The 22529-nt window shown below is 64.7% G+C and carries 19 protein-coding genes and 2 tRNA genes; 11 read left to right on the forward strand and 10 right to left on the reverse strand.

Annotated elements, in window-relative coordinates; translation table 11 throughout:
* Positions 1 to 90 precede the first annotated feature (90 nt).
* A complete protein-coding gene (locus KF733_05280) occupies positions 91 to 1839 on the forward strand; it encodes a polysaccharide biosynthesis protein (protein QYK56894.1) in 1749 nt (582 codons plus the stop codon).
* 270 nt (positions 1840 to 2109) lie between these two features.
* Positions 2110 to 4278: an ABC transporter ATP-binding protein gene (locus KF733_05285; protein ID QYK56895.1), complete on the forward strand. Its 2169-nt coding sequence runs from the start codon at positions 2110 to 2112 to the stop codon at positions 4276 to 4278.
* A 44-nt stretch (positions 4279 to 4322) separates the two neighbouring features.
* Here KF733_05285 and KF733_05290 read toward each other — a convergent pair whose 3' ends face one another.
* The gene (locus KF733_05290) at positions 4323 to 5105 is read right to left on the reverse strand and encodes a hypothetical protein (GenBank protein QYK56896.1); all 783 of its coding nucleotides are present in this window, start codon (positions 5103 to 5105) and stop codon (positions 4323 to 4325) included.
* 113 nt (positions 5106 to 5218) lie between these two features.
* Between KF733_05290 and KF733_05295 the strand changes: the two genes are divergently transcribed.
* The 4 genes from KF733_05295 (at position 5219) to KF733_05310 (ending at position 9380) form a co-directional block, all read left to right on the forward strand.
* Entirely contained in the window at positions 5219 to 6157 is a 939-nt protein-coding gene (locus KF733_05295) for an NAD-dependent epimerase/dehydratase family protein (GenBank protein ID QYK56897.1), read from the forward strand.
* Positions 6158 to 6212: 55 nt separating this feature from the next.
* Positions 6213 to 6725 (forward strand): DUF4142 domain-containing protein, encoded by a 513-nt coding sequence (locus KF733_05300; protein ID QYK56898.1) that lies wholly within the window; start codon positions 6213 to 6215, stop codon positions 6723 to 6725.
* A gap of 97 nt (positions 6726 to 6822) precedes the next feature.
* Positions 6823 to 8442, forward strand: a complete 1620-nt coding sequence (locus tag KF733_05305; GenBank protein ID QYK56899.1) for a menaquinone biosynthesis decarboxylase — start codon at positions 6823 to 6825, stop codon at positions 8440 to 8442.
* A 311-nt stretch (positions 8443 to 8753) separates the two neighbouring features.
* Positions 8754 to 9380, forward strand: coding sequence for a PEP-CTERM sorting domain-containing protein (locus KF733_05310; GenBank protein ID QYK56900.1), 627 nt, complete (start codon positions 8754 to 8756; stop codon positions 9378 to 9380).
* 29 nt (positions 9381 to 9409) lie between these two features.
* On the opposite strand, the gene KF733_05315 is transcribed toward KF733_05310, so the two are convergent.
* From KF733_05315 to KF733_05350, 8 genes are all read right to left on the reverse strand, one after another.
* Positions 9410 to 9751, reverse strand: coding sequence for a helix-turn-helix transcriptional regulator (locus KF733_05315; GenBank protein QYK56901.1), 342 nt, complete (start codon positions 9749 to 9751; stop codon positions 9410 to 9412).
* Positions 9752 to 9793: 42 nt separating this feature from the next.
* Complete coding sequence (locus KF733_05320) at positions 9794 to 10252, reverse strand: SRPBCC family protein (GenBank protein QYK56902.1); 459 nt, start codon at positions 10250 to 10252, stop codon at positions 9794 to 9796.
* An 83-nt stretch (positions 10253 to 10335) separates the two neighbouring features.
* On the reverse strand, positions 10336 to 11145 hold the full coding sequence (locus tag KF733_05325; protein QYK56903.1) for a hypothetical protein: 810 nt from the start codon (positions 11143 to 11145) through the stop codon (positions 10336 to 10338).
* A 7-nt stretch (positions 11146 to 11152) separates the two neighbouring features.
* The gene (locus KF733_05330) at positions 11153 to 12433 is read right to left on the reverse strand and encodes a DUF1015 domain-containing protein (GenBank protein QYK56904.1); all 1281 of its coding nucleotides are present in this window, start codon (positions 12431 to 12433) and stop codon (positions 11153 to 11155) included.
* A 107-nt stretch (positions 12434 to 12540) separates the two neighbouring features.
* Positions 12541 to 14667, reverse strand: coding sequence for a hypothetical protein (locus tag KF733_05335; GenBank protein QYK56905.1), 2127 nt, complete (start codon positions 14665 to 14667; stop codon positions 12541 to 12543).
* A 55-nt stretch (positions 14668 to 14722) separates the two neighbouring features.
* The gene (locus tag KF733_05340; GenBank protein QYK56906.1) at positions 14723 to 15472 is read right to left on the reverse strand and encodes a class I SAM-dependent methyltransferase; all 750 of its coding nucleotides are present in this window, start codon (positions 15470 to 15472) and stop codon (positions 14723 to 14725) included.
* On the reverse strand, positions 15451 to 16317 hold the full coding sequence (locus KF733_05345; GenBank protein ID QYK56907.1) for a polyprenyl synthetase family protein: 867 nt from the start codon (positions 16315 to 16317) through the stop codon (positions 15451 to 15453). The genes KF733_05340 and KF733_05345 overlap by 22 nt, the downstream gene beginning before the upstream one ends.
* Before the next feature lie 32 nt (positions 16318 to 16349).
* Positions 16350 to 17468 (reverse strand): ATP-grasp domain-containing protein, encoded by a 1119-nt coding sequence (locus KF733_05350; GenBank protein QYK56908.1) that lies wholly within the window; start codon positions 17466 to 17468, stop codon positions 16350 to 16352.
* A gap of 117 nt (positions 17469 to 17585) precedes the next feature.
* On the opposite strand from KF733_05350, the gene KF733_05355 reads away from it, so the two are divergent.
* Positions 17586 to 19382 carry a response regulator gene (locus KF733_05355; protein ID QYK56909.1) on the forward strand — a complete coding sequence of 599 codons (1797 nt, stop codon included), beginning with the start codon at positions 17586 to 17588 and terminating at the stop codon, positions 19380 to 19382.
* On the opposite strand, the gene leuC is transcribed toward KF733_05355, so the two are convergent.
* A complete protein-coding gene (leuC, locus tag KF733_05360; protein ID QYK56910.1) occupies positions 19360 to 20742 on the reverse strand; it encodes a 3-isopropylmalate dehydratase large subunit in 1383 nt (460 codons plus the stop codon). The two genes, KF733_05355 and leuC, sit on opposite strands and share 23 nt — an antisense overlap.
* A 175-nt stretch (positions 20743 to 20917) precedes the next feature.
* Here leuC and KF733_05365 point away from each other — a divergent pair, with 175 nt between their 5' ends.
* The 4 genes from KF733_05365 (at position 20918) to KF733_05380 (ending at position 22495) form a co-directional block, all read left to right on the forward strand.
* Positions 20918 to 21562 carry a hypothetical protein gene (locus tag KF733_05365; protein ID QYK56911.1) on the forward strand — a complete coding sequence of 215 codons (645 nt, stop codon included), beginning with the start codon at positions 20918 to 20920 and terminating at the stop codon, positions 21560 to 21562.
* A gap of 116 nt (positions 21563 to 21678) precedes the next feature.
* A tRNA-Tyr gene (locus KF733_05370) sits at positions 21679 to 21764 on the forward strand.
* A 166-nt stretch (positions 21765 to 21930) separates the two neighbouring features.
* Positions 21931 to 22005 (forward strand) — tRNA-Thr (locus KF733_05375).
* A 31-nt stretch (positions 22006 to 22036) separates the two neighbouring features.
* A complete protein-coding gene (locus tag KF733_05380) occupies positions 22037 to 22495 on the forward strand; it encodes a DinB family protein (protein ID QYK56912.1) in 459 nt (152 codons plus the stop codon).
* Positions 22496 to 22529: the final 34 nt, after the last annotated feature.

Genomic DNA, 22529 nt, shown 5'->3' on the forward strand with positions numbered 1-22529 from the left:
GCCGCAATTGTCGCGGCAGACCTCATCCTTACTAACGTTGCCCTCTGCCTAAGTATCGGCCTTTCCCAGAACTTTCGATATCCTGAAGGTTTGGCCGGATACATAACCCGGTATGGGGCACCGATCACCGCCCTCGCAGTGGCCCTCATCGCGTGGCGCCGCCTTTACCGGATCAACCCGCGCTACGTCGGCGTCCACGACCTCCTCGGGATCGCCTTGGTCGGCACCCTTTTGGCGGTCGCGCTCCGCGGGCTTGTGTCCCTTGGCGGCCTACCGCCCGAGACCAACCCGTGGACGAGCCCCGTGCTCTTCGGCTTCATGGTCACGGGGTTCTTGGCCATGGTGCGGATCTATCAGCGGCTGGTCGCCTCCAGGACCCTCGCCGCCATCCAAGCCAAACTTGGCGGCCGTCTTCGACGCGCCATGATCGTCGGCGCGGGGGACGCGGGCGAGTCGCTCCTGCGCGAGATCGCCAAACTCGACCCGCCCGAGTACGCCGTGGTCGGGTTCTTGGACGATGATCCCCGCCGGCACGAGACCACGATCAACGGGGTCCCGGTCCTCGGCGACGTCAACCGTCTGCGACTCCTGGCCGAAGAGCACGAGATCGACGACCTCCTCATCGCCCTCCCCGAGACCTCCGCCGAGGAGATCCGGCGTATCACGGCGCTCTGCAACGACACGAAGGCGCGCGTCCGCACTCTCCCGAACCTTTCGCGCTTCGTCCGCGGGGGGACGAGCGTACTGCCGCTCTTGCAGGACGTCAACGTGGACGACCTGCTTCGAAGGGAGTCGACGATGCCGGAGGCCAAACCCGTCGCGCGGTACCTGAGCGGCGAGCGCGTGCTCATCACGGGGGCGGGCGGTTCCATCGGTTCCGAGCTCGCCCGCCAGGTCGCCCAGCTCTCGCCGGCGAGCCTCGTCCTCATCGGCAAGGGCGAGAACTCGATCTTTGAGATCGACCAAGAGTTGCGCCACGGCAACATTTTCCAGCCGATCCCCATCGTGGCGGACGTCCGGGACGCCTCCTCGATGGAGGAGCACTTCCGCGTCCATCGGCCCACCGTCGTCTTCCACGCAGCCGCCCATAAGCATGTCCCCTTGATGGAAGCGGTGCCGATCGAAGCCGTGCGCAACAACGTGTTCGGGACGCTCAACACGGCCGAACTCGCCATCCGCAACGGGGTGCAGAAGTTCATCCTGGTCTCGACCGACAAGGCGGTGAACCCTTCCAACGTGATGGGCGCCACAAAGCGGGTCGCGGAGATGATCATCTCGGCGCTCGCCTCCCGCAGCGAGACGAGCTTCGCCGCAGTGCGGTTCGGAAACGTTCTGGGCTCGCGCGGATCGCTGGTGCCGGTGCTCAAGAAGCAGATCCTGGCCGGGGGGCCGATCACCATCACCCACCCGCAGATGACCCGGTTCTTCATGACGATCCCCGAAGCGGTGCAGCTCATCCTTCAGGCTGGCGCCATGGGCGACCGCGGCGAGATCTTCATCCTGGACATGGGCGAGCCCGTCTCGATCGTGGAACTCGCGAAGGACATGGTGCGGCTCCACGGCCTGGTGCCGGGGCACGACATCGAGATCAAATACACGGGCATCAGACCCGGCGAGAAGATCCACGAAGAGCTTTCTTACGAGACCGAGAACATCGTGCCCAGCGGCTACGAAAAGATCAGCCGGGTCTCGCACCAGCGTCCGGTCGATTGGCTCTGGCTCCGCGACCAACTCGCCGAGCTTAAGGACTTCTGCGATGCGGGCAACGCTGAAGCCGCCCGGGCCTTCCTTCTCGAACTCTCCTGGGGCAAGACCATGCCCCCGGTGCGGTCCTCCTGATTCGCGGGCGCGGCACCTTGAGTCGGTGACAGATCGCATTGGGCCGACACGCCGCTCCTGCGGGCGATGTCGCACCGGGGCCTAGGCCGGGCCGAGAGCCCGGCCATACTAGAGACACCGCAGGATGCCGCCCCTGCGCCGCCCATTTCAGTCCGCTCTCCGGCTTCCCGCGCGTGTCACGCGGCCCTGAAAAGACGAAGCCCCCGAACCAGCGTCGAACTGACGTTGCGTCCCGTCGCATAGCTTGAACGGGACGGTCGAACACAGAGCATGAGTTTCCCGACGGCCTTGATTGAAGAAGGCGTCTCCGATCCTTCGCGTCCGCTCATAGAACTGGACGCGGACCTGACCGAAGACGCGAACTATGGCGTCCGCCGCCTCGTCGTCACGCGAGAGGCGGTGGCCGTCACTTTGCCCGGCGGCGCGGAACTTCTCCGCGTCCCTATCGCCGACTTGACGACCGCCCGCCACGAACCGCTCGTGAGCGGCGGCCGCCTGTTGCTCCGAACCAAGACGGGGGAGGAGATCCCCGCCGTCACCTACTCCCTCAGCCACGCTCACCAGTTCAGCGAGGCCGCACGCGGCATCGAACAGCTGGCCAAGGGCGAAGAGCTGCTCATCAACCTCAACCCCGAGCAGACCCGGTGCACGAAGTGCGGCCGCCTGCTCCCGGAGAAGGACGGGGTCTGCCCGAGCTGCATCAACCGAGGCAAGACGCTCTTGCGCGTCGCCGGATACCTCGGCCCCTATAAGAAGCAAGCCCTCACCCTCGCCGGGGTGGCGGTCGTGCAGACCGGCATCAACCTGGTGCCGCCGCAGATCCAGCGCCACATCGTGGACTCGTTCCAGTTCGGACGAGCGGACGTCGGCTTGCTTGTGCGCGACATCGGGCTCTGGCTGCTTATCATCGCAGTCGCCACGGTGCTGGACGTTTGGCGCGGACGGACGAACGCCTTTCTCGCGGCCAGCATCAGCGCGGACTTGCGCAGCGCCGTCTACCGCGCGGTCGAGTTCCTCAACCTGAAGTACTTCGACAAGAAGCCGGTCGGCGCCATCGCCAGCCGCGTCACGAACGACACCGAGCGACTCTGGTTCTTCTTGGTCGACGGTTTGCCCTACCTGGTCATCAACCTGTTGATCCTAGTCGGCGTCGCCGTGTTCCTTCTCTTGACGAACTGGGCGCTCGCCCTGGCCATCCTCACCCCGATCCCGCTCATGCTGGGCATCGGTTTCGCCTTCTGGGGCAGGCTGGGGAACATGTTCCACCGCGTCAGCCAGAAGATGGCGCGGTTGCATATGCACCTGAACGAGAGCCTGCACGGCATCCGCGTCGTGAAGGCCTTCGTGAAGGAGAACGACGAGTACGAGCGGTTCCGCCGCCGCAACCACGAATGGCGGGACGCGGCCATGCGCTCCGAGCAGACCTGGGTCACGAGCTTCGGACTCATGACGTTCTGCGTCGCGCTCGGCACGCTCATCCACTGGGGATATGGCGGCTGGCTGACCATGACTGGCAAGCTCACGCTGGGACAGTTCTTCATGGTCCACCTGTACCTGCAGATGATCTACGGGCCGCTGCAGTGGTTCGCCCAGATCAACAACTGGTTCAGCCGGGCGATGGCCGGTGCCGAACGTGTCTTCGAGGTGCTCGACATGACGCCGGAGACCAAGAGCGGCCTTGTCCGCCCGATCGTCGGCGCGGTCGAGTTCGAGAACGTCCGCTTCGGCTACGACAAGTCGAACCCGGTGATCAAGGGCGTCTCGTTCAAGGTCAAGCCGGGCGAGATGATCGGCTTGGTCGGCCACTCTGGCGCGGGCAAGTCGACGACCATCAACCTCATCGCGCGGTTCTACGAGCCGGACGTGGGGTCGATCAAGATCGACGGCGTCGACTATCGCGACCTCGACCTCTCAGACTATCGTCAGCAGATCGGGATCGTGTTGCAGGAGCCGTTCCTCTTCAACGGGACGATCGCCGAGAACATCGCCTATGGCAAGCCCGGGGCGACGTTCGAGGAAATCATGGTCGCCGCCAAAGCGGCCAATGCCCACGACTTCATCCTTTCGAAGGCGGACGGTTACGACACCTTCGTCGGAGAACGGGGTGGCCGGTTGAGCGGAGGCGAGCGTCAGCGTGTCTCCATCGCTCGCGCCATCCTGCACGACCCGAAGATCCTGATCCTCGACGAAGCGACCTCCAGCGTCGACGTGGAGACGGAGAAGCAGATCCAAGAGGCGATCAGCCACCTTGTGGCGGGCCGGACGACGTTCGCGATCGCCCACCGGCTCTCGACCTTGCGCAACGCCAACCGGCTGTTCGTCTTGGAGCACGGCTCCATCAGCGAGGAAGGGACCCACGAAGAGCTGCTCGCCAAGAACGGCACGTTCAAGAAGCTGGTCGATACCCAGTCCCAGATAAACGCGGCCCTCACCAGCTGAACCCACAAATAGGGGCGGGCACCATGCCCGCCCCTTCCTTTCCCTTAGCCCTTGCGCTTTGGTTGTCGCGCCGCCTTTGGTACGCTCGCCATTGCCCTGACCTTAGATTTGCCCGCTTGGCTCGGGGCCGCCATTGGCTTCGTCCCAGACCGGTCCCGCTTTTGCTCGATCTTGACGTTGCTGCCGTCACGCTCGCCGTCCCGCGTGCGGACTGTCTTAGCTCCCTGGGGGAAGGTGGTCGTGGTCTTCCGAGTCCATGAGTTGTCGCCCGTCTTCTGCCACGTGTCGCTCCGCGTCACGACCTCGCCGTTCGGCCCCGTGATGACGGCGTCGCTGTTCCAGCCGCTCTCCGTCCTTTGTCCCTGCCGGTTAACCGTGTAGACCGCGCCGTCCGGCCCGATGACCGTGTTCTCCACTGTCCGACTGCCCTCACCCGTGCGGGTCGCCACCTTGGTGGACCTCCAATTGCCGCCGCGCGGGCCGGTGCCGGTTGTGACCTTGGTGTAGCCCATCGCGTTCATGATCCACTCGCTATCGGAGGTAGCGGACCTTCCGTTGGGGCCGGTGGTCGTACGGTGCCGCGTGGCGCCCGTGCTTGTGCGGGCGTAGTTTTCCGTGGCCGTGACCTGCTGGCCGCCAGGTCCGGTGGTCTCGATCACCCGCAAAGCTCCACCCTCAGTCCGCGAGAGCTCGAAGTAGCGGGTGAACTCGCGCCCGTTAAGCGTATAGGTGACGGATCGGGTCGTGGGCTCAACCTGGGTCGCGAAGGCCCGGCCGAAGGCGAGGCACGCCACCAGGGCGAAGAGGAGTCCGTTGCGTCGGGTCATGGTCATTCTCCTTATCGGCCAAGGACGATGCCGCCCGAAAACCGTTCACCGGCCAGACTTCATTGGCAGGGCCGTCGGCCCCAGCCAGAACCCGGCTAACCCATACTTATCCCATGAACCTCCTGGTCCTTGGCGGAACCCAGTTCGTCGGACGCCACTTCGTCGAGGCCGCGCTGGCCGGCTCTCATGAGGTCACGCTGTTCCACCGGGGGAAGACAGGCGCCGACCTTTTCCCGGAAGCTGAGCACGTCCTCGGGGATAGGCTGCAGAGCCTAGCCGCCTTGGAAGGGGGGAAGTGGGACGCGGTGGTCGACGTCAGCGCGTATGTGCCCCGCGCCGTGAGGATGGCAGCCGAAGCCCTGGCGGACTGCACCCCCTATTACCTGCAGGTTTCCACGGTCTCAGTCTATGCGACGGGCGCGGGGCATGTGGACGAAACTTCGCCTCTGGCCACAGTCGAGGATCCTGCCGGCGAAGTGGTCGACGCGGAGACTTACGGCGGGCTCAAGGCGCTGTGCGAGGAGGCCGCCTTGGCCGGGTTTGGGCAAGTCGGAATCGTCCGTCCCACCTTCGTCGTGGGCCCGTATGACCACACGGAGCGCTTCACCTATTGGGTGGACCGAATCGGCCGCAACGCGCCCGTGACCCTGCCCCTGCGCGGGGACGGATCCTCGCCGCCGCTCCAGTTCATCGACGCGCGCGACCTTGGCGCCTTCATGCTCCATATGGTGGAGCAGGGCACGACGGGCGCCTATAACGCGGCCGCCCCTTCGCTCGCGTTCCTCGAGGCCTTGGAACGGACCAGGGCCGCGCTCGGCTCAGCCTCGGAGATTTTCACGCCAAGGGCGGAAGGGGACGCGGACCTTCCGATGGTGCTGCCGAGCGACGGCTCGGCAGACCCGATGCTGACCATTCCAAACGAGAGGGCCGTGGCGGCCGGTCTGCGTCCAAGGACTTTGGAGGCGACGGTGCAAGACCTCTGGCAGTGGTGGCGCACGATGGGAAGGCCGACTAAGTTCGACGGCGTGCCGTGGCAAGGCAGCCGGTCTTAGGGCTTATTCCCTGTGGCGCGTCCTCTGCATTTAGACCGATTCACGAGGTTGACAAATGCAGCACACCGTTTTCCTTTTTGCGCTCGCCCTGACCAGCCCATTCGTGCCCGAGGGCCAGACCCGGCAGACCCTGCCGCCCGCTGACCGGAAAGCCGTCATGGAGGCGGCACAGGGCAACATGGCTGAGGTGAGGCTCGGCAAGCTTGCCCAACAAAAGGGAAGTTCCGCGTTCGTTAGAGACTTCGGCAGAATGATGGTCCGCGACCACGGTGCGGCTTACGCCGAACTGCAAAGGATTGAGAGGGAGTATTCCTTAAGCTTTCCGCGCGACATTTCGGCAAAGCACAAGGCGGTCTACAACCGGCTTTCTAAACTCTCTGGCACAGCCTTTGACCGCGCCTACCGCGCCGAAATGCGAAAAGACCACGAGAGGGACGTGAAGGTCTACACCAAGAACAGCAGGGTCCTAAAGAACGACGACGTCCGCGGTTATTTCGTGAAGAACCTTCCGGCCATTGAGATGCACCTAAGGATCATCAAGGAAGGCAGAATGCCGACACCGCACTAAAGCGCGCTTGTTGCCTGGGAAGGTCCGCACGAAGGTGGCACCGTGAGGTGCTATCCGGAGAGTCCGCGACTCTGCTTGCGTAGAATGCGGCAGCCGCATGGCCTACCGCGACTACCAGCACTTCCTCGACACCCTCGCCGCCGCAGGCGAGCTGAAGCGGATCACCGAACCCGTAAGCCCCCACCTTGAGATCACGGAGATCGCCGACCGGGTCATGAAGAAAGGCGGCCCGGCACTGCTGTTCGAGAACGTCGTGGGCCCTCCGCCGCGGATCGGCACGCCGGATCCGACGAGTGCGGTGATGGGAAGGCCGTCGATCCATCGCGAGGGGAGCTGGGGTTGGTCGGGAGTTGGTTCGGGGTCGGGTTCGGATGAGGAAGGCTTCCCCAAACCCGAACAAACCCCAACCAACCCCAACCTCCTCCGCTACCCCATGCCCGTCAGCATCAACGCCATGGGCAGCCGCCGACGCATGAGCATGGCTCTGAGTTGCGACGATTACACGGAGCACGCCGAGCGCATCGCGGCTCTGCTCAAGCCCGATATCCCGAAGAGCCCCGTCGACGCCCTCAGGTTTGCCCAGCGAACGTTTGCCGAACTGAAGGACGTTCCCCCCCGCCGGGTCAAGAGCGGAATCTGCCAGGAGGTCGTCCTGCAGGGGGGCGAGATCGACCTCACCAAGCTACCGGTTCTTACCTGCTGGCCCGAGGATGGCGGCCCCTACATCACGCTCCCGATGGTCTTCACCCACGACCCTTCGACCGGTCGCCGCAACGTCGGCATGTACCGCGTCCAGGTTCAGGGCCGGGACGTGTGCGGCATGCACTGGCAGATGCACAAGACCGGCATGCGCCATATGGAGGAGGCGGGCGCGAAGGGGAGACGGATCGATGTCGCCGTCGCGCTCGGGGGAGACCCGGTCTACGCCTTCGGGGCCATCGCCCCGCTTCCGCCCGGCATCGACGAGATGCTCTTCTGCGGCTTCCTGCGTCGCCGACGCGTCGACCTTGTGCAGTGCAAGACCGTGGACGTCGCCGTCCCAGCCGACTGCGAGATCGTCATCGAGGGCTATGTCGATCCGAGCGAGCGCCGGCTCGAGGGCCCTTTCGGCGACCACACCGGCTACTACTCGCTCGCCGAGGACTTCCCGGTGCTGCACGTCACCTGCGTCACGATGCGCGAAAAGCCCGTCTACCCTGCGACGATCGTCGGTCGCCCACCAATGGAGGACGGCTGGATGGGGAAGGCGGTCGAGCAAGTCTTCCTCCCCATGATCCAACTCACCGTTCCCGAGGTTATCGATATGAACCTTCCAGTCGAGGCCACCTTCCACAACATGGCCTTCGTGCGGATAAGGAAGAAGTATCCTGGCCACGCGTTTAAGGTCATGAACGCGATCTGGGGACTCGGGGGCCTCGCCTTCACGAAGTTCGTCTTCGTCTTTGACGAAGACGTCGATGTCCACGACATCGGCGAAGTGCTTTTCCGGATCGGCGCTAACTGTGATCCAGGCCGGGACCACCTGCTTACCAAAGGGCCGGTAGACCAACTCGACCACGCGGCCGTTCAGGAAGGGTTCGGAGGGAAGATCGGCTTTGACTGCACGCACAAATGGCCGGGCGAAAATGGGTTCAGCCGACCCTATCCCAAGTTGATCAGCATGGCCGATGACGTGATAAGACGTATCGACGACATCTGGCCGAAACTTGGGCTTTAGTCACTGGGGACCAACGCCTTACCCTACAGACGAAAGCCCTATAAGGACGCGGTTCTGCTTACTCGTTTTGCTGACAGTAAGTCCCGATGGTTCCTAGTAATTATCTGCGAGATCCGCTGGTAATTGTCTCGTACTTTTGGTCTAACGTACTATCCAGGAGCTAGATTGAGGGGCAAGCATGATATCATTGGTAGTACTTTCGCAGGGAGTCAGGACTATTACTTGTATTGATAGTCCGTGGCCGGAATTGGCACGGATGTTCCACGCCCTAGCAAAAGTGAGATTGCGACTGCAATCGGGACTTCTTGAACATGACGACTAAAACTTTCGCGCTCGCCTTGAACGTGGCAGGAATTCTGCTCTGCACAGGGGTGGCCCAAGCCATCACCTTCGATTTCGACACCAAGGTCACCGGCGACAACCCGGTCGGGACGAACATTGCGACCCTGGAGATCGTGGACACGGCTGCGGACACGGTCACGCTGACCCTCACCCACAACGCGAGCTCCGCCGCGGGCCAGTTTATTTCCAAGCTCTACCTCAACGTAGACCCGTACGTGTTCCTGGTCCAATCTGGCCAAACCCCCGCGAGCAAGTTCGACGGCGGCATTCAACAGTCGCTGAATGGATTGTTGGACGCGGGCCTCAACTTCGACCTCAGCCAGGAGTTCCAGGTCTCGGGTGCGAACAGTGGAGCCAATCGGCTCAAGCCGGGTGAATCGGTCAGCTTCATGCTCACGGGCACCGGCCTCACCGCGTCCTCGTTCCTTTCGAACGCCGTCCCGCAGGGCGGGAACCGCGATGACGTCCTCGCCATGATCCACCTGCAAGGCATTCCCGGTGGTGGTTCGGTAAAGCTCGCCGCCGTGCCGGAACCGGCTTCCATGGCCGCTCTCGGCCTTGGCATCGCCGCCCTTCTTCGCCGCCGCGCGCGGTAAGGCCCGTGCTCGGGGCCCGTCCTAGTTAGCTAGGGCGGGCCCTTTTCTGTGCCCAAATCTTCCTCCAGCGACCGTTTGAGGGCAGTGAGCCGGGCATCCCAGCGCTCCTCAAGCTCCGCGACGAACCGCCGGGGCATGTCGAGCACGCCCTCGTTGAGTTCGACCAAAGTCTCGCGCCCAGAGGGCCGCAGGCATACCAGGCCCGCTTCCACCAGCACCTGTAAGTGCTTGCGGGCTCCTTGCCGGCTGATTCCGAGCCCGTCGGATAGCCGCGAGATCGGCTGGGGCTTCTCCGGTCCCAGCCTGCGCAGCATCTCTAGACGGATTGGATCGCCAAGTGCGCGGAAGACGAGGGCGACGTTCTCACTCACGCGGTGTCCCCCTCATCTTGCCCCACCCTGCGTCCGTTTGGCTCAATCTGCGTCCACGTACTTGCGAAGGTGCTCCAGCATCTCGGACCACCCTCCCGTGTTGTCCTTCAAGTTCTGCGCGGCGTAAGCCTCCGGTAGCGAGGCAAAGCCGGATTCGACCACACGAACCCGCGTCCCTTCGTCCACCTCGTCGATGAAGAACTCGACGAGCGTGTTCGGGTGCTGAAGGGGGTCGCCCTCGAAGCCTTGGGGGACGAACTCGCTCCCGCTCACCCATCGGTAGGCGAAGTAGCTGGGCGGCTCGGCGGCGACGATCGCATACCGAAACTTTCCGTACTTTCCGCAATCGACCAGGGGCTGGTCGCCCACGTTCATCGTGCCTTCCACGCCGTCGGCGAACCAGGTGCCGATGCCCTCGGGCGTCGAAACGGCGCGGTAAACGCGCTCCGCGCTGGCCTGGACCAGGATTTCCTTCTCGATCTTGTCTTGAATACTCACCATATGCAACCTCTCGGTTGCCTATTATCATGGCACACAAGATTCGCGAAAAGGCAACCTTTCGGATGCAATTCTCCGAAAACGGTCTAGAACTCGATCTTCAGGCCGTCGTAGCCGACGGTCACGCCGAACGGTTCCAGGGTCTGGCAGAGTTCCTCGTGGGTGGCCTCGCCGTTGTGGCTGTGGTGCGTCGTCACGATCTTTGTGCCAGAGTCCACGATGCCGGACCCACGGAGGCGGGCGACGACGTGCCGAAACTCGTCGATGTCCAGGTGCCCGTTGTAGGGCGTCAGGACAAACCCCTCGCTGCATTCAAGCACCAGGCAGTCGAACCGGAAGTCGCTCAAGAACTCCCACGTCTCCTCCTCCCATACCCCCGTGTCGGTGCCGTAGAGAAGGGTGCGGTGCCCGTCTTGCACGATCCAGTTGTGGGCGTCCTCCATGCCATTGCCGTGCTTGGCCCGAATCGGGGTGAGCAGGTATCCCGCGTGGCGGACGGGGCAATAGCTCCGCGTCGTCACCAGCTCGAAGGGCCAGTCCGGATAGCGGGCATCGATCGTGCGGGTCACCGCCTCGTTGCCGTAGATCGTGAACTCGGCCAGTTCGCACTCGTTAAAGGGGTAGAGCACGTACTGCAGTTCTTCCACTGCGAAGTGGTCGGCGTCGCTATGGGTGAAGACGACCCCAGTCCAGTCTCGCGCGTCGAGACCGTTCGCCGTCACTTGGTGCCACGTGTCCGGCCCAAAGTCGAGCTTCAGCGTCTCGTCGACGACGGCGGCGGCACGACTCCGAACGTCCTTTCCCCCGTGCTGCCTCGCGTATTGGCTCACGCGAGAGCCGCTGTACAGGGCAGGGACTCCATCGGCCCCGCCGGTGCCCAGCAAGTGGACGACCATCTCTTACTTAGTAGTCCTTCAACGACCAGATCGCAAGCCCACTTAGCAACTTTGGGTAGTAATAGGTGGATTTTTGTGGCATTTTCTCCCCGCCGAGGGCAATTTGCCTCATGTCTTCGACTGTCGGGGGATTCATGAGGAAACTTGCCGGAGAGCCCTCTTCGACGGCGCCGACCGCCTCCTTCTCGTCCCTCGTGTAGCCGAAAAAGTCCATGCCGGTCAGGCCCAGAAGCTTCGCGAAGATGTAGCCGTGGAGGATCGAGACGTCCAGCGATTTCAGCGAAAGGGAGGCGTCCCCCTCGATCTGCCCTGCAATCGCGTCCGCGCTCGAAGCGGCCGCCACAAAGCCCTGTCCGCCCGGAAGGGCCACGCCGAAGGCGATCTGCCCGCCTTGCTGGACCTCGGCGATCCGCGTCATGAGGCCGTCGTTCGGGCAGTCGAAGACGTCGAACGCCTCGGACATTCGCTTGCGCAGCTCGGCCGCGTCGATCGGCATCGTCTTGAGGATCCGGTGGGTCGGCAGGAGCACCAAACCGGGGTCGGTCATGCTGCAGACCGCCATCATCATGAAGTCTTCCGCGACCAAGCCGTCCCGTTGGCCAAGCGCCTCGCGGAAGGCCAGCGCCGTCTCGTAGCGGTGGTGCCCGTCCGCGATCCAGAGACGCTTGGCGGCTAAGCCTGTCACGATGCTCGCGGTCTCCTCAGGGCCGTCGATGATCTCCAACTGGTGCTCGATGCCGTCGTCGTCGGTGACGATGTCGGCCAAAGCGCGCGCGGGGGCGCCCGTCACCAGCGAGTGGAGGGCGTTGTCGTCGTCCTCATAGAGCCCAAAGATGCACTCCAGGTGGGAGCGCGTGGCCTCCAGAATGCGGAGTCGGTCTTCCTTGTGCTTCGGGAACGTCTGCTCGTGGGGCAGGACGACGCCGTTCGCATAAGGCTCGACCTTCAGCAGCACGATCAATTTCGTGCGGCTCAGGCGCTCGCCGCTTCCCGGAACGGTGAAGGTCTGGGTATACCGATAGAAGCCGGGCTCCTGCTCTAAGGCCAGGACGCCCTCGCGCCTCCAATCTTCCAGCCGGGCGGCCGAACGGGCGTACTTCACGAACTTCGACCGGTCGCCTTCCTCCTGTTCCGGCAACGTCAGGTGAACGACGTTATACGGCGAGCGGCGGGCGAGTTCCTCCCTCTGCGACTCGCTAATGACGTCGTAGGGCGGCGCGACCAGGTCTTTCAGGTCGCCAGCGGTTTCGGCATAACGAAGTCCGCGAAAAGGCCGAATAGTCGCCATCGGTTTGCCGACGTTACCCGGCGAAAGCAGTGCCGACAGGTAACAAAGCGGTAAACGCGAGCAAGGAATAGGCACTTGGACGAGCGCCCATTCCCGGTCGCCGAGCGCTATCCTTCGGCGAGGGTCTTGACTTGGAGCTCGCGCAAAGTCAGGCTGCCCCCGCGCGGCAGGCGCACGCGCAGGAACCGGGCACGGACCCCGCCCGCCCGGTACGTTGCCTTCTGGTCGAAGGTGACAAAGCGGAGCTTCGCATAGGGCTCCCGAATCCAGATGCGGGAGTCAGAGACGGCTTCGCCCGTGGTCCGGACGTCGATGACCAAGTCGCTCGCCTCGCAGGAATCTGCGTGGAGTGTCACCTCGCCGACGAGGAGGTCGCGTCCAAGGTCCACTTCGAGCCAAGCGTTGTCCCCTTCCAGGGTGACAGTGGTGTCAGCGTTCCCATCCACCAGAGCGAGCAGCTGGGCGGGGAAGCGGCCCCCGCTGTCGGTCACGGCCCGGTTCAGGGCGGCGTTCTCCTCGCGGAGAGGGCCGTTGGTCATGGGCACGCGCACCTTGATAAAGGCTGCCGCGCTGCGGCCCCGCGCCATCTCGCGAAGCACCTCGTAGGCGGGAAGCCAGGCGGTTCCCCGCGCCGTGCCCCGTTCCGCGTCGATCCGCACCCAGCCGTTCTTGCCGCCCGGGTCGAGGGTCTCGCCAAAGAGCGCGGTGCCGCGCCCCGCCATCATGTCGCCCTGCGCCCCCGTGAGCTTGTTCACTTGGCGGGCCGAAGCCGACGGTTGACCGTCGGCATAAGGCGTCAGCGTCACGGACGTCTCTGAAAGGGGCTGTCCCGCATCGTCGACCAAGCTTAGGAAGAGCGTCGCCTCCGGCTTAAGCTGCAGGCCCGCCCGGGCGGCCAGAGGCTTGCCCGCCAGTTCGTTCAGGACCGCGACCTCCGCGCCCCCAAGGCCCTCGTTGGGCGTCAGGTTCAGTTGGTCCATTTCGGGCGCGCCCCAAGGAAAGTCGGGCAGGGGCGAAAAGGACGGCCAGAACGTGTCGTCCCGGGTGTCCGGGATCGCGCCGCCTCCGAAATCGATCCGCGCGGAGCCGTCCGGCGGCTGTCGCCACGAGTCTCCGAACACCGTGAGCGCGCGGAGCACACGTCTCGCGAGCTCCGCAGAGCCTGGCTCCAGTCCAGTGCCGTCGACCTCGATGGCAGGCTCCCCTTCCGAGGCCCGCCGGACGCGCATCCGGCACCCGTCGGCGGCGAACGAAAAGCGGCTCCGCACCAGGGCCTCGTTCACCTGGCCCACCCAATCGCCCAGCCCGCGGTCCCCGGAGATTCTCACGGGCTGGCCGGTCGCGTAAGTGTATGCGGAGGCGCCGCCGGTCTCCACGACGAGGCGGTTGAACCTCTCATCGCCGGCGATCGCCCGTGCGGGGATCGGCGCGGCGACCGTGGCCGTCTCGCCCGGGGCGACGGCAGGCGCCCGGCTTTCTGCCACCTGCCGCCCGTCCAGCGACCACGTCACCTTCTGGGCTTGGGTCTCGGCGCTGCCGTAGTTCCGTAGGGTCGCGACCCATTGGCCGTCGCCCGCGGCGGGGACGACCGATTCGATCCGCAGCCCGCTCGGAGCGCTGGCCCTCGTGCCGCGCACGACCAGGCTCGGCCCTTCGGGCGACTCCGAACTCACGAATGCGCACTCGCCCTCGAACTCAAGCCGCAAGCCGTAGTTCCGGGACGGGTGCCTCGCCCAGTCCTCGACGATACGCCCGAGGCCCGCAATGACGAACTGGCCCTCTTGAACGACGCCCGCCGCGCCCTCGACATCGATCGCGTCCCGCTCTCCGGCAGCTCCGTTCGAGTCCCAAGCGCCGTTCGGCGCATGGGTCCAGCGCGCCTTCCAGGTTGCGGCGAAGCGCGGGGTCTTGTCCTCGGGGTCGATGGGCGGGTCGAAAGGTTTGCCCGGCCCCTCGCCCCAGCCGACGACCATGCGCCTCACTGACTTGAGCCGGGGAACGGAGTCCGAGGCCATCGTCAGCCGGAGCGCCGTCTCGGTCGGTGTGAACCCTTCGCCCAAGCGAAAGGTGTCGAAGCGCACCAAGACCACCTTGCCCGGGCCAGCCACGAGGATCGGGTCGCGACCAAGGTTGATCTCGGGTTGGCTCGAGTCCAGGACAGTGTCTTCCGCGGGGCCGAGCGTTACCGTGGCGGCCTCTTGCCTGGCGACGAAAGCGAGGACGAAAGCAAGCATTGCTACGATGATTCTAGACGTGCGGCCACGCAAGGTGGCGCGGTCCGGCCCCCGCCTAAGGGAGGCACGCGGCGATATGGATCCTGTCGCTCCGCTTGCGCGGCGGGTCCAAGGTGTAGCTGTTGAAGCTTCGGATCTCGACAAATCCAGCCTCGGCGAGGTACGCCCGGACCTCCTCCTCGGGGTGCGCCCGTTGCACGTGTGTCTCGTGCATGACCACCCCGTCCCGCTCGAACTCCATGGCCACATGGATCACGCGCGTGCCGGGGTCGTAGTCGCCCTTCCACTTGTAGCGGATCGGCGCCTTGGCGCGGCTCTCGCTCTGGTCGAACATCTTCTTCTCGAACGCGTAGGCGGTGTTGAGGTCGAAGATGAAGGTGCCGCCCGGGCTGAGGTGCGCGGCCACACGCGCCAGTCCGAGCCGTAGCCGGCCCGGGTCCACAACGTAGTTCAAGCTGTCAAAGAACGAATAGGCCCCGTCGAACCGACGGCCGAGCGCGAGTTCGGCGACGTCTGCCACGTGGTAGTCGATCTCCAGACGCCCGGCCTCAGCCTTCCTCTTAGCCTCCTTGACCATCGCCTCGCTGAGGTCGAAGCCGGTCAGGCAATAGCCCTTCGCGTCCAGCATCTCGGCGACCGTCCCCGTGCCGCAACACACGTCGAGCAGCGTCGCGGGATCCGCGTCGAGTTGCAAGAGCAAGAGCTCGTAATAGCTCACCCACATGTCGTACGGCACGTTCTGCATGAGCACGTCGTAGTGCTCCGCGATTGGGCCGAAGCTGGCTAGCTGGTCCGATCTACGCATCGTGTCGCGATCTCGATGAGAAGGGTGGGGTCCCCGGGCGCGTCCTGCAGGCCGGAGACGGCGTGGGCGAGAAGGGTATGGGCCTCCAGGCGGCTCGCCTCCACGCCAATCTTCGCAGGGTAGGTGGCTTTGGAGCGTTCGCGGTCCGATCCCCCGGCTTTGCCAAGTTGCTCTGTGGTCGCGGTCTCGTTGAGGACATCGTCGATGATTTGGAACGCAAGTCCGACTGTCGCGCCAAATTCTCTCAAGCAAGCGACAACGCCCTCCGGTGCACCGGCGCAAAGACCTCCCACCGCGCACGCGCAGGCGATGAGCGCGCCGGTCTTCTTTTGGTGTATCTCGCGAAGGGCCTCGAGGGTGGTCTCTTGGCCCTCCGCCTCTAGGTCGAGCGTTTCACCGCCGACCAGACCGTCGCTCCCGGTCGCTCGGGCAAGCTCGGCGAGGGCGGACGGAGGCGCGGTGGATTCGGCCAAGGTTCGGAACGCGAGGGCGAAGAGGGCGTCCCCGGCCAACACCGCAGTCGCTTCGTCGAACGCCCGGTGGACGGTCGGTCGCCCGCGACGAAGGTCGTCGTCGTCCAAGGCGGGCAAATCGTCGTGGACGAGGGAAAAGCAGTGGGTGAACTCGATGGCGCAGGCCGCGTCGAGCGCCGAAACGGCCTCGCCACCGGCGGCCACCGCGGCTGCGAGGCACATCGCCGGGCGCAGGCGCTTGCCTCCACCCAAGACTGCGTAGCGCATCGCGCGGTGCAGCCGTGAAGGGGAAGTGTCTTCCGGAGGGAGGAGCGTCCCGAGGCGCGCGTCTACTGTGGCGACGACCTCGGCCCATGGCTCTGTAAGGAGCACGCTTCTGAGTCTACCAGCGGGGCTCGGCGGGTTCAGGAACGCCAGGATCGGTAGAAATGCCCGCGCGCGCGGCGCACGGTCTCGACTGCGCCGGGGCCGACGGCGTTGATGTGCCCCATCTTCCTGCCCGGCCTACTCTCGCCCTTGCCGTACCAGTGGAACCGGGCCTCGGGCACCGCCTCCAACATGGCCCGCATGGCGGGCCGCCAGTCGCCGGACCCTTCGCCGGGGGTTCCTTGGCCGAGAATGTTCGCCATGGCCGCCAGCTGCCCCTCCGGCTCGACGCACGGGGCGCCCATTGCCAAACGCACGTGCTGCTCGAATTGGCTCACCCCGCCCCAATCGAGGGTGTAGTGGCCCGTGTTGTGCGGCCTCGGCGCGATCTCGTTGACCTGGAACGAGCCGTCCTCCAGTTCGAAAAGCTCGACCCCAAAGAGCCCGAAACCCTCGACCGCCTCGACCGCGGCGATGGCGATCTCGCTTGCTTCGACGTCGGCCGGGTAAACGACGTCGCAGACATGGTCGACCTGCTCGGTGACCATTGTCGGGAAGGTCCCCGTCTCGCTCGGCGAGCGGTAAACCATCACCGCCAGCTCACGGCGGAACGGCACGTACTCTTCGGCGAGCCAGCCCCCCCCTTGCCAAAAGTCCGTGAACGCGTGCAAGTCCGCTTCGGAGCGGACGGTGCGGGTGCCTTTCCCGTCGTAGCCGCCAAAACGCGCTTTGATCACGTACGGCGTCGTGAAAGCGGAGGCGTCGGCGGCGCTTGTGAGGGCGATGGCGTGCGGGCTTGGGACGGATGCGGCGGCCAACCTCTCCCGCTGGCGCAGCTTGTCGTTGATCCAGCCGAGCGTCTGCCAACCAGGCGTCACCGCCGTTGCGGCGCGGCCCGCCGCCAGGACTCCCGCTTCGAGCACGTCCGCCGGGATGAACTCGTTCTCCAGCGTCACGCTGTGGCAACGGCGGCAGACTTCGGCAATCGCCTCGGCGTCGTCGAGCGGGCCCTCAATGGAGTCTGCAACATGCCCGGCCGGGGTGCCGCGGCCGGGGTCTAGCGAGAGGCAACGCAACCCCATCCGTTGCGCGGCCATGATCGTCATCCGCGCGAGTTGGCCCCCGCCGAGAAGGCCAAGGTCGTAATCGAACGCCAAAACGTCCTATTGTCCCTTGCGACGGCACGTTTGTTAAGGCAAGACCCTTGCTGCTCTTGCTTTAGCCCTAGAGCAGCGACCATGATCAGAAGTTCCTCAGGTGCACAAGACACTGATATGAGAAAGTACGTCTTGTCCGGAGTCTGGTCGGGTGTGTTAGCCGTTGTCACCCTGAGCGCCGTCGCCTTTGGCATCCTCTTCCTCAGGTTGGGCGGCAGCTGGGAAACGGGCTCGTCACAGGCCCCCGCGACTGGGGGCGGCTCGTTTTGGAGCCGCTTGGACTCCGTGTACACACCGCGCATCGCCTGCATGGGCTTCGAACAGCCGGTCGTGTGGCTGCACTTGGTGTCCGACATGCTGATCGGGATCGCGTACTTCTCCATCCCGATTGCGCTCCTCACCTTTGCCCTGAAGCGTAAGGACTTAGGGTTCAACTGGGTCATCTGGCTTTTCGCTGTGTTCATCTTGGCTTGCGGCACGACCCACTTCTTTGGTGTTGCGAACCTGTGGACGCCCCTTTATAAAATCGATGGCTTGGTGAAGGCGGTGACCGCCTTTGTTTCCATCGTGACGGCCATCGTGCTCTGGCCTTTGATCCCGCACGCTCTTGCCGTGCCGAGCCCGGCGATGCTCGAGCGGCAGGTCGCGGAGCGCACGGCCCAATTGGCCGAGACGAACGAAAACTTAACTGCAGAAGTCGCCGCACGTCGGCTCGCCGAGGCCGAGAACCAGCGCCTGCTCGAGAGCGAGAAGGCGGCCAGGGCCGAGGCCGAGCGGCTCAACCAGGTCAAGGACGACTTTGTCTCGACGCTCTCCCACGAGCTCCGGACGCCTTTGACCGCCATCCTGGGCTGGTGCCACATCTTGCGCTCGCCCCTGCGCGATGAGCAGTTGGAGGAGGGGCTCGCCGTCATTGAACGCAGCACCAAGACTCAGAGCCGACTTGTCGAGGACTTGCTTGACATGAGCCGGATCGCCTCGGGCAAGCTCACGATCGCTTCCGAACCGATCCTCCTGGCTGCGCCGACCCGGGCGGCGATCGAAACGATACAGCCCACCGCGGACGCGAAGTCAATCCGCATCCATGCCAGGGGTCTGGAAGAGACCTGCATGGTACTTGGCGACTTCGACCGGCTCCAGCAAGTGGTCTGGAACCTCCTTTCAAACGCGGTTAAGTTCAGTCAGCCCGGCTCCACGGTCACGCTTAGTCTGACCTCGGAAGAGAACACATGTGAGCTTAGGGTGCGAGACGAGGGCAAGGGTATCTCGCCCGAGTTCCTGCCCCAGGTCTTCGAGCGATTCAAGCAGGCCGACTCCTCGACGACCCGCGAGACGGGTGGGCTGGGCATCGGGCTTTCGGTAGCGCGGCATATCGTCGAGCTTCACGGGGGCACGCTAACCGCGCACAGTGACGGGCTGGGCGCCGGGGCCGTGTTCTCGTTGCGCTTGCCGATCTTCGCTCCTTCGCCGCATGAAGCGGTGAGCGTCCCGACCTTCGAGTCCCCGAGCAATTTCTTGCTCGAGGGGCTGCACATTCTGGTGGTCGATGACGAGGAGGACACGCTGGAGATGGTGAAGACGCTCCTGGAGCGCCACGGCGCGACCGTGACCGCCTGCCGATCGGTCAACGAGGGCTTCGTGCAGCTGGTCACCGCGCGTCCCCACCTTTTGGTTAGTGACATTGGGATGCCGAGCACCGACGGCTACGACTTCATGCGGATGGTGCGCGATTTGCCAGACAGCGAGCTGCGCCAGGTGCCGGCCCTCGCCCTCACGGCCTATGCGCGTCCGGACGACCGGCTGACCGCGATCCGCGCTGGCTACGACTGGCACCTGGGCAAGCCTTTCCCGCCGAACGAGCTCGTAGAGACCATCGCCTGGCTGGCCGTGACTAAAGGCTCCGCGCGTCCGTGAGCCGACCGGTCAGGGCGGTCGCGGCGGCCGTGAGCGGCGAGACCAAGTGAGTCCGAGCGCCGGGGCCCTGACGGCCTTCATAGGGCCGGTTCGAGGTCGAAGCGCTCCGGTGGCCCGGCTTCACGATGTCGCCGTTCATGCCCAGGCACATCGAGCAACCCGCCCTGTGCCACTCGAATCCCGCCTCCCTGAACACGTCCGCAAGGCCCTCTTTCTCGGCCTGGTCGCGGACGCTGGCGCTCCCCGGAACCACCAAGGCGCGCAGGGTCGATGCGACGCGTCGCCCACGGACGATACGAGCGGCCTCGCGAAGGTCCTCAATGCGTGCGTTCGTGCAAGAGCCGATGAAGACGGTGTCGATCGGGAGCCCCGCCATAGGCGTGCCGGGGGTCAGCCCCATGTAGCGGAGGGCGCGCTCTTCGTTGGCGTCGTGCGGTTCTGGAACGGCCTGGTCGATGTCGACCGTCATGGCCGGGGTCGTGCCCCAGCTCACCTGGGGCTTGAGCACGTCCACCGCGAGGGTCTCGGTCCGGTCGAAGACGGCCCCGGGTTCGGTGGGAAGGGAGAGGGCGTACTCCGCCATCCGGTCGAAGTCCGCGCCTTTGGGCGCAAAGGGGCGGTCGCCTTCGGCGACGTAGGCCAGGGTCGTCTCGTCCGGCGCCACCATGCCGGCGCGAGCCCCCATCTCGATGCTCATGTTGCAGATGGTCATGCGCCCGCTCATCGGTAGGTCCACGATGGCCTCGCCACGGTATTCCACCACGTAGCCCGCGGCCCCGCCCGCTCCGAGCTTGCGGATGATCGCGAGGATGATGTCCTTAGCGGTCACGCCTGATTGGAGCCGGCCGCTGGTTTCGACCGCGAGGGTCTTTGGCTTGGTCGCTTGCCGCAGGGTTTGGGTGGCAAGGACGTGTTCGACCTCGGTGGTGCCGATCCCGAAGGCGAGGGCGCCGAAGGCCCCATGGGTAGAGGTGTGGCTATCGCCGCAGACGATTGTCAGTCCGGGCAGGGTGAGGCCGAGCTGGGGGCCGATGATGTGTACGATGCCCTGGCGAGGGTCGTTGTAGCCGAAAAGGGGCACCCCGAACTCGGAAGCGTTCCGGTCCAGTGCGGCAAGCTGCTTGCCGCTGAGGGTGGTCTCGTCAATCGGCCGGCCGTCTGTCGGCACGTTGTGGTCGACCGTCGCAAACGTGAGGTCCGGCCTCCGGACTTTGCGGCGCGCTTCCCGCAGACCGTCGAAGGCCTGGGGAGAGGTGACCTCATGGACCAGGTGCCGGTCGATATAGAGTAAGGCGCCTCCACCCGGGAGGTCTTCCACCTTGTGCGCCTCCCACACCTTCTCAAAGAGCGTCTTGGCCATGGAGCCTCGATTGTACTGCCGCAACGATGCGTCTGCTGTTCCACCGTCCTCCGGTGTTAGGCGATTCTTACGTGCACAGGGCTCGTTTCTTACGGGGTTCCTACAGGGCCGTCCGTTCAACTAACAGTACGGAGCGAGAGCCACTAGCCTTGAGCCGTTAGGAGACACAGAACGAATGAACACACTCTACTTTTCTTTCAACAATCCGGACAATGCGGAGAGGTTCGTTGGTGCCGTCCTTGATCGCGGCGCCAAGGATTCGGACGTCAGCGTCATCGCGCAAGAAGGCGTGATCCGCCGCGGCGACAAGACTATGGGCGAGATCGAAAAGACCGGTGAGCAAGGCATCACCACGACAACGGCCCAAGACGCGGCCAGCGGCGCCATGCAGGGCGCGGGAATCGGCCTTGGGATCGGCGTCCTAGCCGGACTTGCCGCCCTGACGATTCCGGGCGTCGGCCTTGTCCTGGGCGGCGGCGCGCTTGCGACTGCGGTCGCCGGTGCGGCCGGTACGACCGGCGCGGGCGCGATTGCCGGCGGCGTCACGGGCTTCCTTCGTGACCAGGGAGTCGAAGGCGAGGTGAGCGAGAACTTCGACCAGGACTATCGCGCGAACCACGTGATCGTGGGCGTCACACCCGATCCGGAGCACCTTCAGATGGACGAGCTCTGGAACCTGGCGAACAAGTACCACGCCACGCGGACGTCTGCGCCGATGACGGCGGGCGGTGGTATGGCGGTCGTCTCGGACCCGATCATGGAGGACCCGATCATGGAGCGTCCCGAGCCGATGACGACCAGGGACCGTCCCCTGACCTAAAGACTTTCACCATCCCCTCCTCCAGGCGGTCCCACACCGGGGCCGCCTTCCGCTTTTCTTGGCCTCGGTGCCAATCGGGACTCTGCCGAAAAGGTATCATGCGGGACTCTCAGTCTGGGGGTGTGCCCGAGTGGCCAATGGGAACAGACTGTAAATCTGTCGGCGAATGCCTACGCAGGTTCGAATCCTGCCGCCCCCACCAGGTTTCCTCTCAGGAGCCGCAAGCTTCGCCGCGCGTTTCTGCGCCGGTTAAAGTCGCGGGCGATGTCGCGGATCCTTGGGATCGGCTGGGAATGGCACGAAGTTTGTGCTACCCAGAGGCCTCAGCGCCCGCGGGTTTTGATGCGCGGTAAACTCCTAAATCACGGGCCTTTGTAGCTCAGCGGTAGAGCATCCCCTTGGTAAGGGGAAGGTCACGAGTTCGATTCTCGTCAAAGGCTCCAGACATTCGATAAAGACCGCTAAAATAGGGTCTTGCACCCCTATCTCACGAATGTCCTTGAATTCGGCCCGAAGCTCATGGCCTACTCGTGCCGGCGTTTGCCGACTGAGAGTTGGGACGAGCCGACAGGGCCGGGGCGCTTCACCCCCCGCGAGATCCTTGCCCACCTGGCTGACTGGGAGCCCGTTTTCCTGGCCCGGATGCAGCAGGCTGTGCGCCTTCCCGGCAGTGTCCTGAAGGTTTGGGACGAGGGCCAGTGGGCCATCGACCATCGCTACGCCGAGTCCGATCCCGAAGCCTCTTTGGCCGCGTTCGCCAAAGCCCGGTCGGAGACCGCCGAATTCCTGCGGAAAGCCCCGATCGAATCCTTCGCCGCTGCCGCGCTGCATCCGGAGAAGGGGCTGATGACGGTGGACGACATGGCCAACATGCTCTTGGGCCACGACCTCTACCACCTGGAGCAGATCGAAGAGGCGAGCCTCAGATACTAGGACACCCCGGCGCGAGAGCCGGGGTGTCCACGGA

It is taken from the genome of Fimbriimonadaceae bacterium (genome assembly GCA_019454125.1).
Taxonomy (GTDB): Bacteria; Armatimonadota; Fimbriimonadia; order Fimbriimonadales; family Fimbriimonadaceae; genus JALHNM01.

What these genes read in the sequence shown, in the direction of transcription:
- KF733_05285 (QYK56895.1), top strand. Translation starts at nt 2,110, where the DNA reads ATGAGTTTCCCGACGGCCTTGATTGAAGAAGGCGTCTCCGATCCTTCG.
- KF733_05290 (QYK56896.1), bottom strand. Translation starts at nt 5,105, where the DNA reads ATGACCCGACGCAACGGACTCCTCTTCGCCCTGGTGGCGTGCCTCGCC.
- KF733_05295 (QYK56897.1), top strand. Translation starts at nt 5,219, where the DNA reads ATGAACCTCCTGGTCCTTGGCGGAACCCAGTTCGTCGGACGCCACTTC.
- KF733_05300 (QYK56898.1), top strand. Translation starts at nt 6,213, where the DNA reads ATGCAGCACACCGTTTTCCTTTTTGCGCTCGCCCTGACCAGCCCATTC.
- KF733_05305 (QYK56899.1), top strand. Translation starts at nt 6,823, where the DNA reads ATGGCCTACCGCGACTACCAGCACTTCCTCGACACCCTCGCCGCCGCA.
- KF733_05310 (QYK56900.1), top strand. Translation starts at nt 8,754, where the DNA reads ATGACGACTAAAACTTTCGCGCTCGCCTTGAACGTGGCAGGAATTCTG.
- KF733_05320 (QYK56902.1), bottom strand. Translation starts at nt 10,252, where the DNA reads ATGGTGAGTATTCAAGACAAGATCGAGAAGGAAATCCTGGTCCAGGCC.
- KF733_05325 (QYK56903.1), bottom strand. Translation starts at nt 11,145, where the DNA reads ATGGTCGTCCACTTGCTGGGCACCGGCGGGGCCGATGGAGTCCCTGCC.
- KF733_05330 (QYK56904.1), bottom strand. Translation starts at nt 12,433, where the DNA reads ATGGCGACTATTCGGCCTTTTCGCGGACTTCGTTATGCCGAAACCGCT.
- KF733_05335 (QYK56905.1), bottom strand. Translation starts at nt 14,667, where the DNA reads ATGCTTGCTTTCGTCCTCGCTTTCGTCGCCAGGCAAGAGGCCGCCACG.
- KF733_05340 (QYK56906.1), bottom strand. Translation starts at nt 15,472, where the DNA reads ATGCGTAGATCGGACCAGCTAGCCAGCTTCGGCCCAATCGCGGAGCAC.
- KF733_05355 (QYK56909.1), top strand. Translation starts at nt 17,586, where the DNA reads ATGAGAAAGTACGTCTTGTCCGGAGTCTGGTCGGGTGTGTTAGCCGTT.
- leuC (QYK56910.1), bottom strand. Translation starts at nt 20,742, where the DNA reads ATGGCCAAGACGCTCTTTGAGAAGGTGTGGGAGGCGCACAAGGTGGAA.
- KF733_05365 (QYK56911.1), top strand. Translation starts at nt 20,918, where the DNA reads ATGAACACACTCTACTTTTCTTTCAACAATCCGGACAATGCGGAGAGG.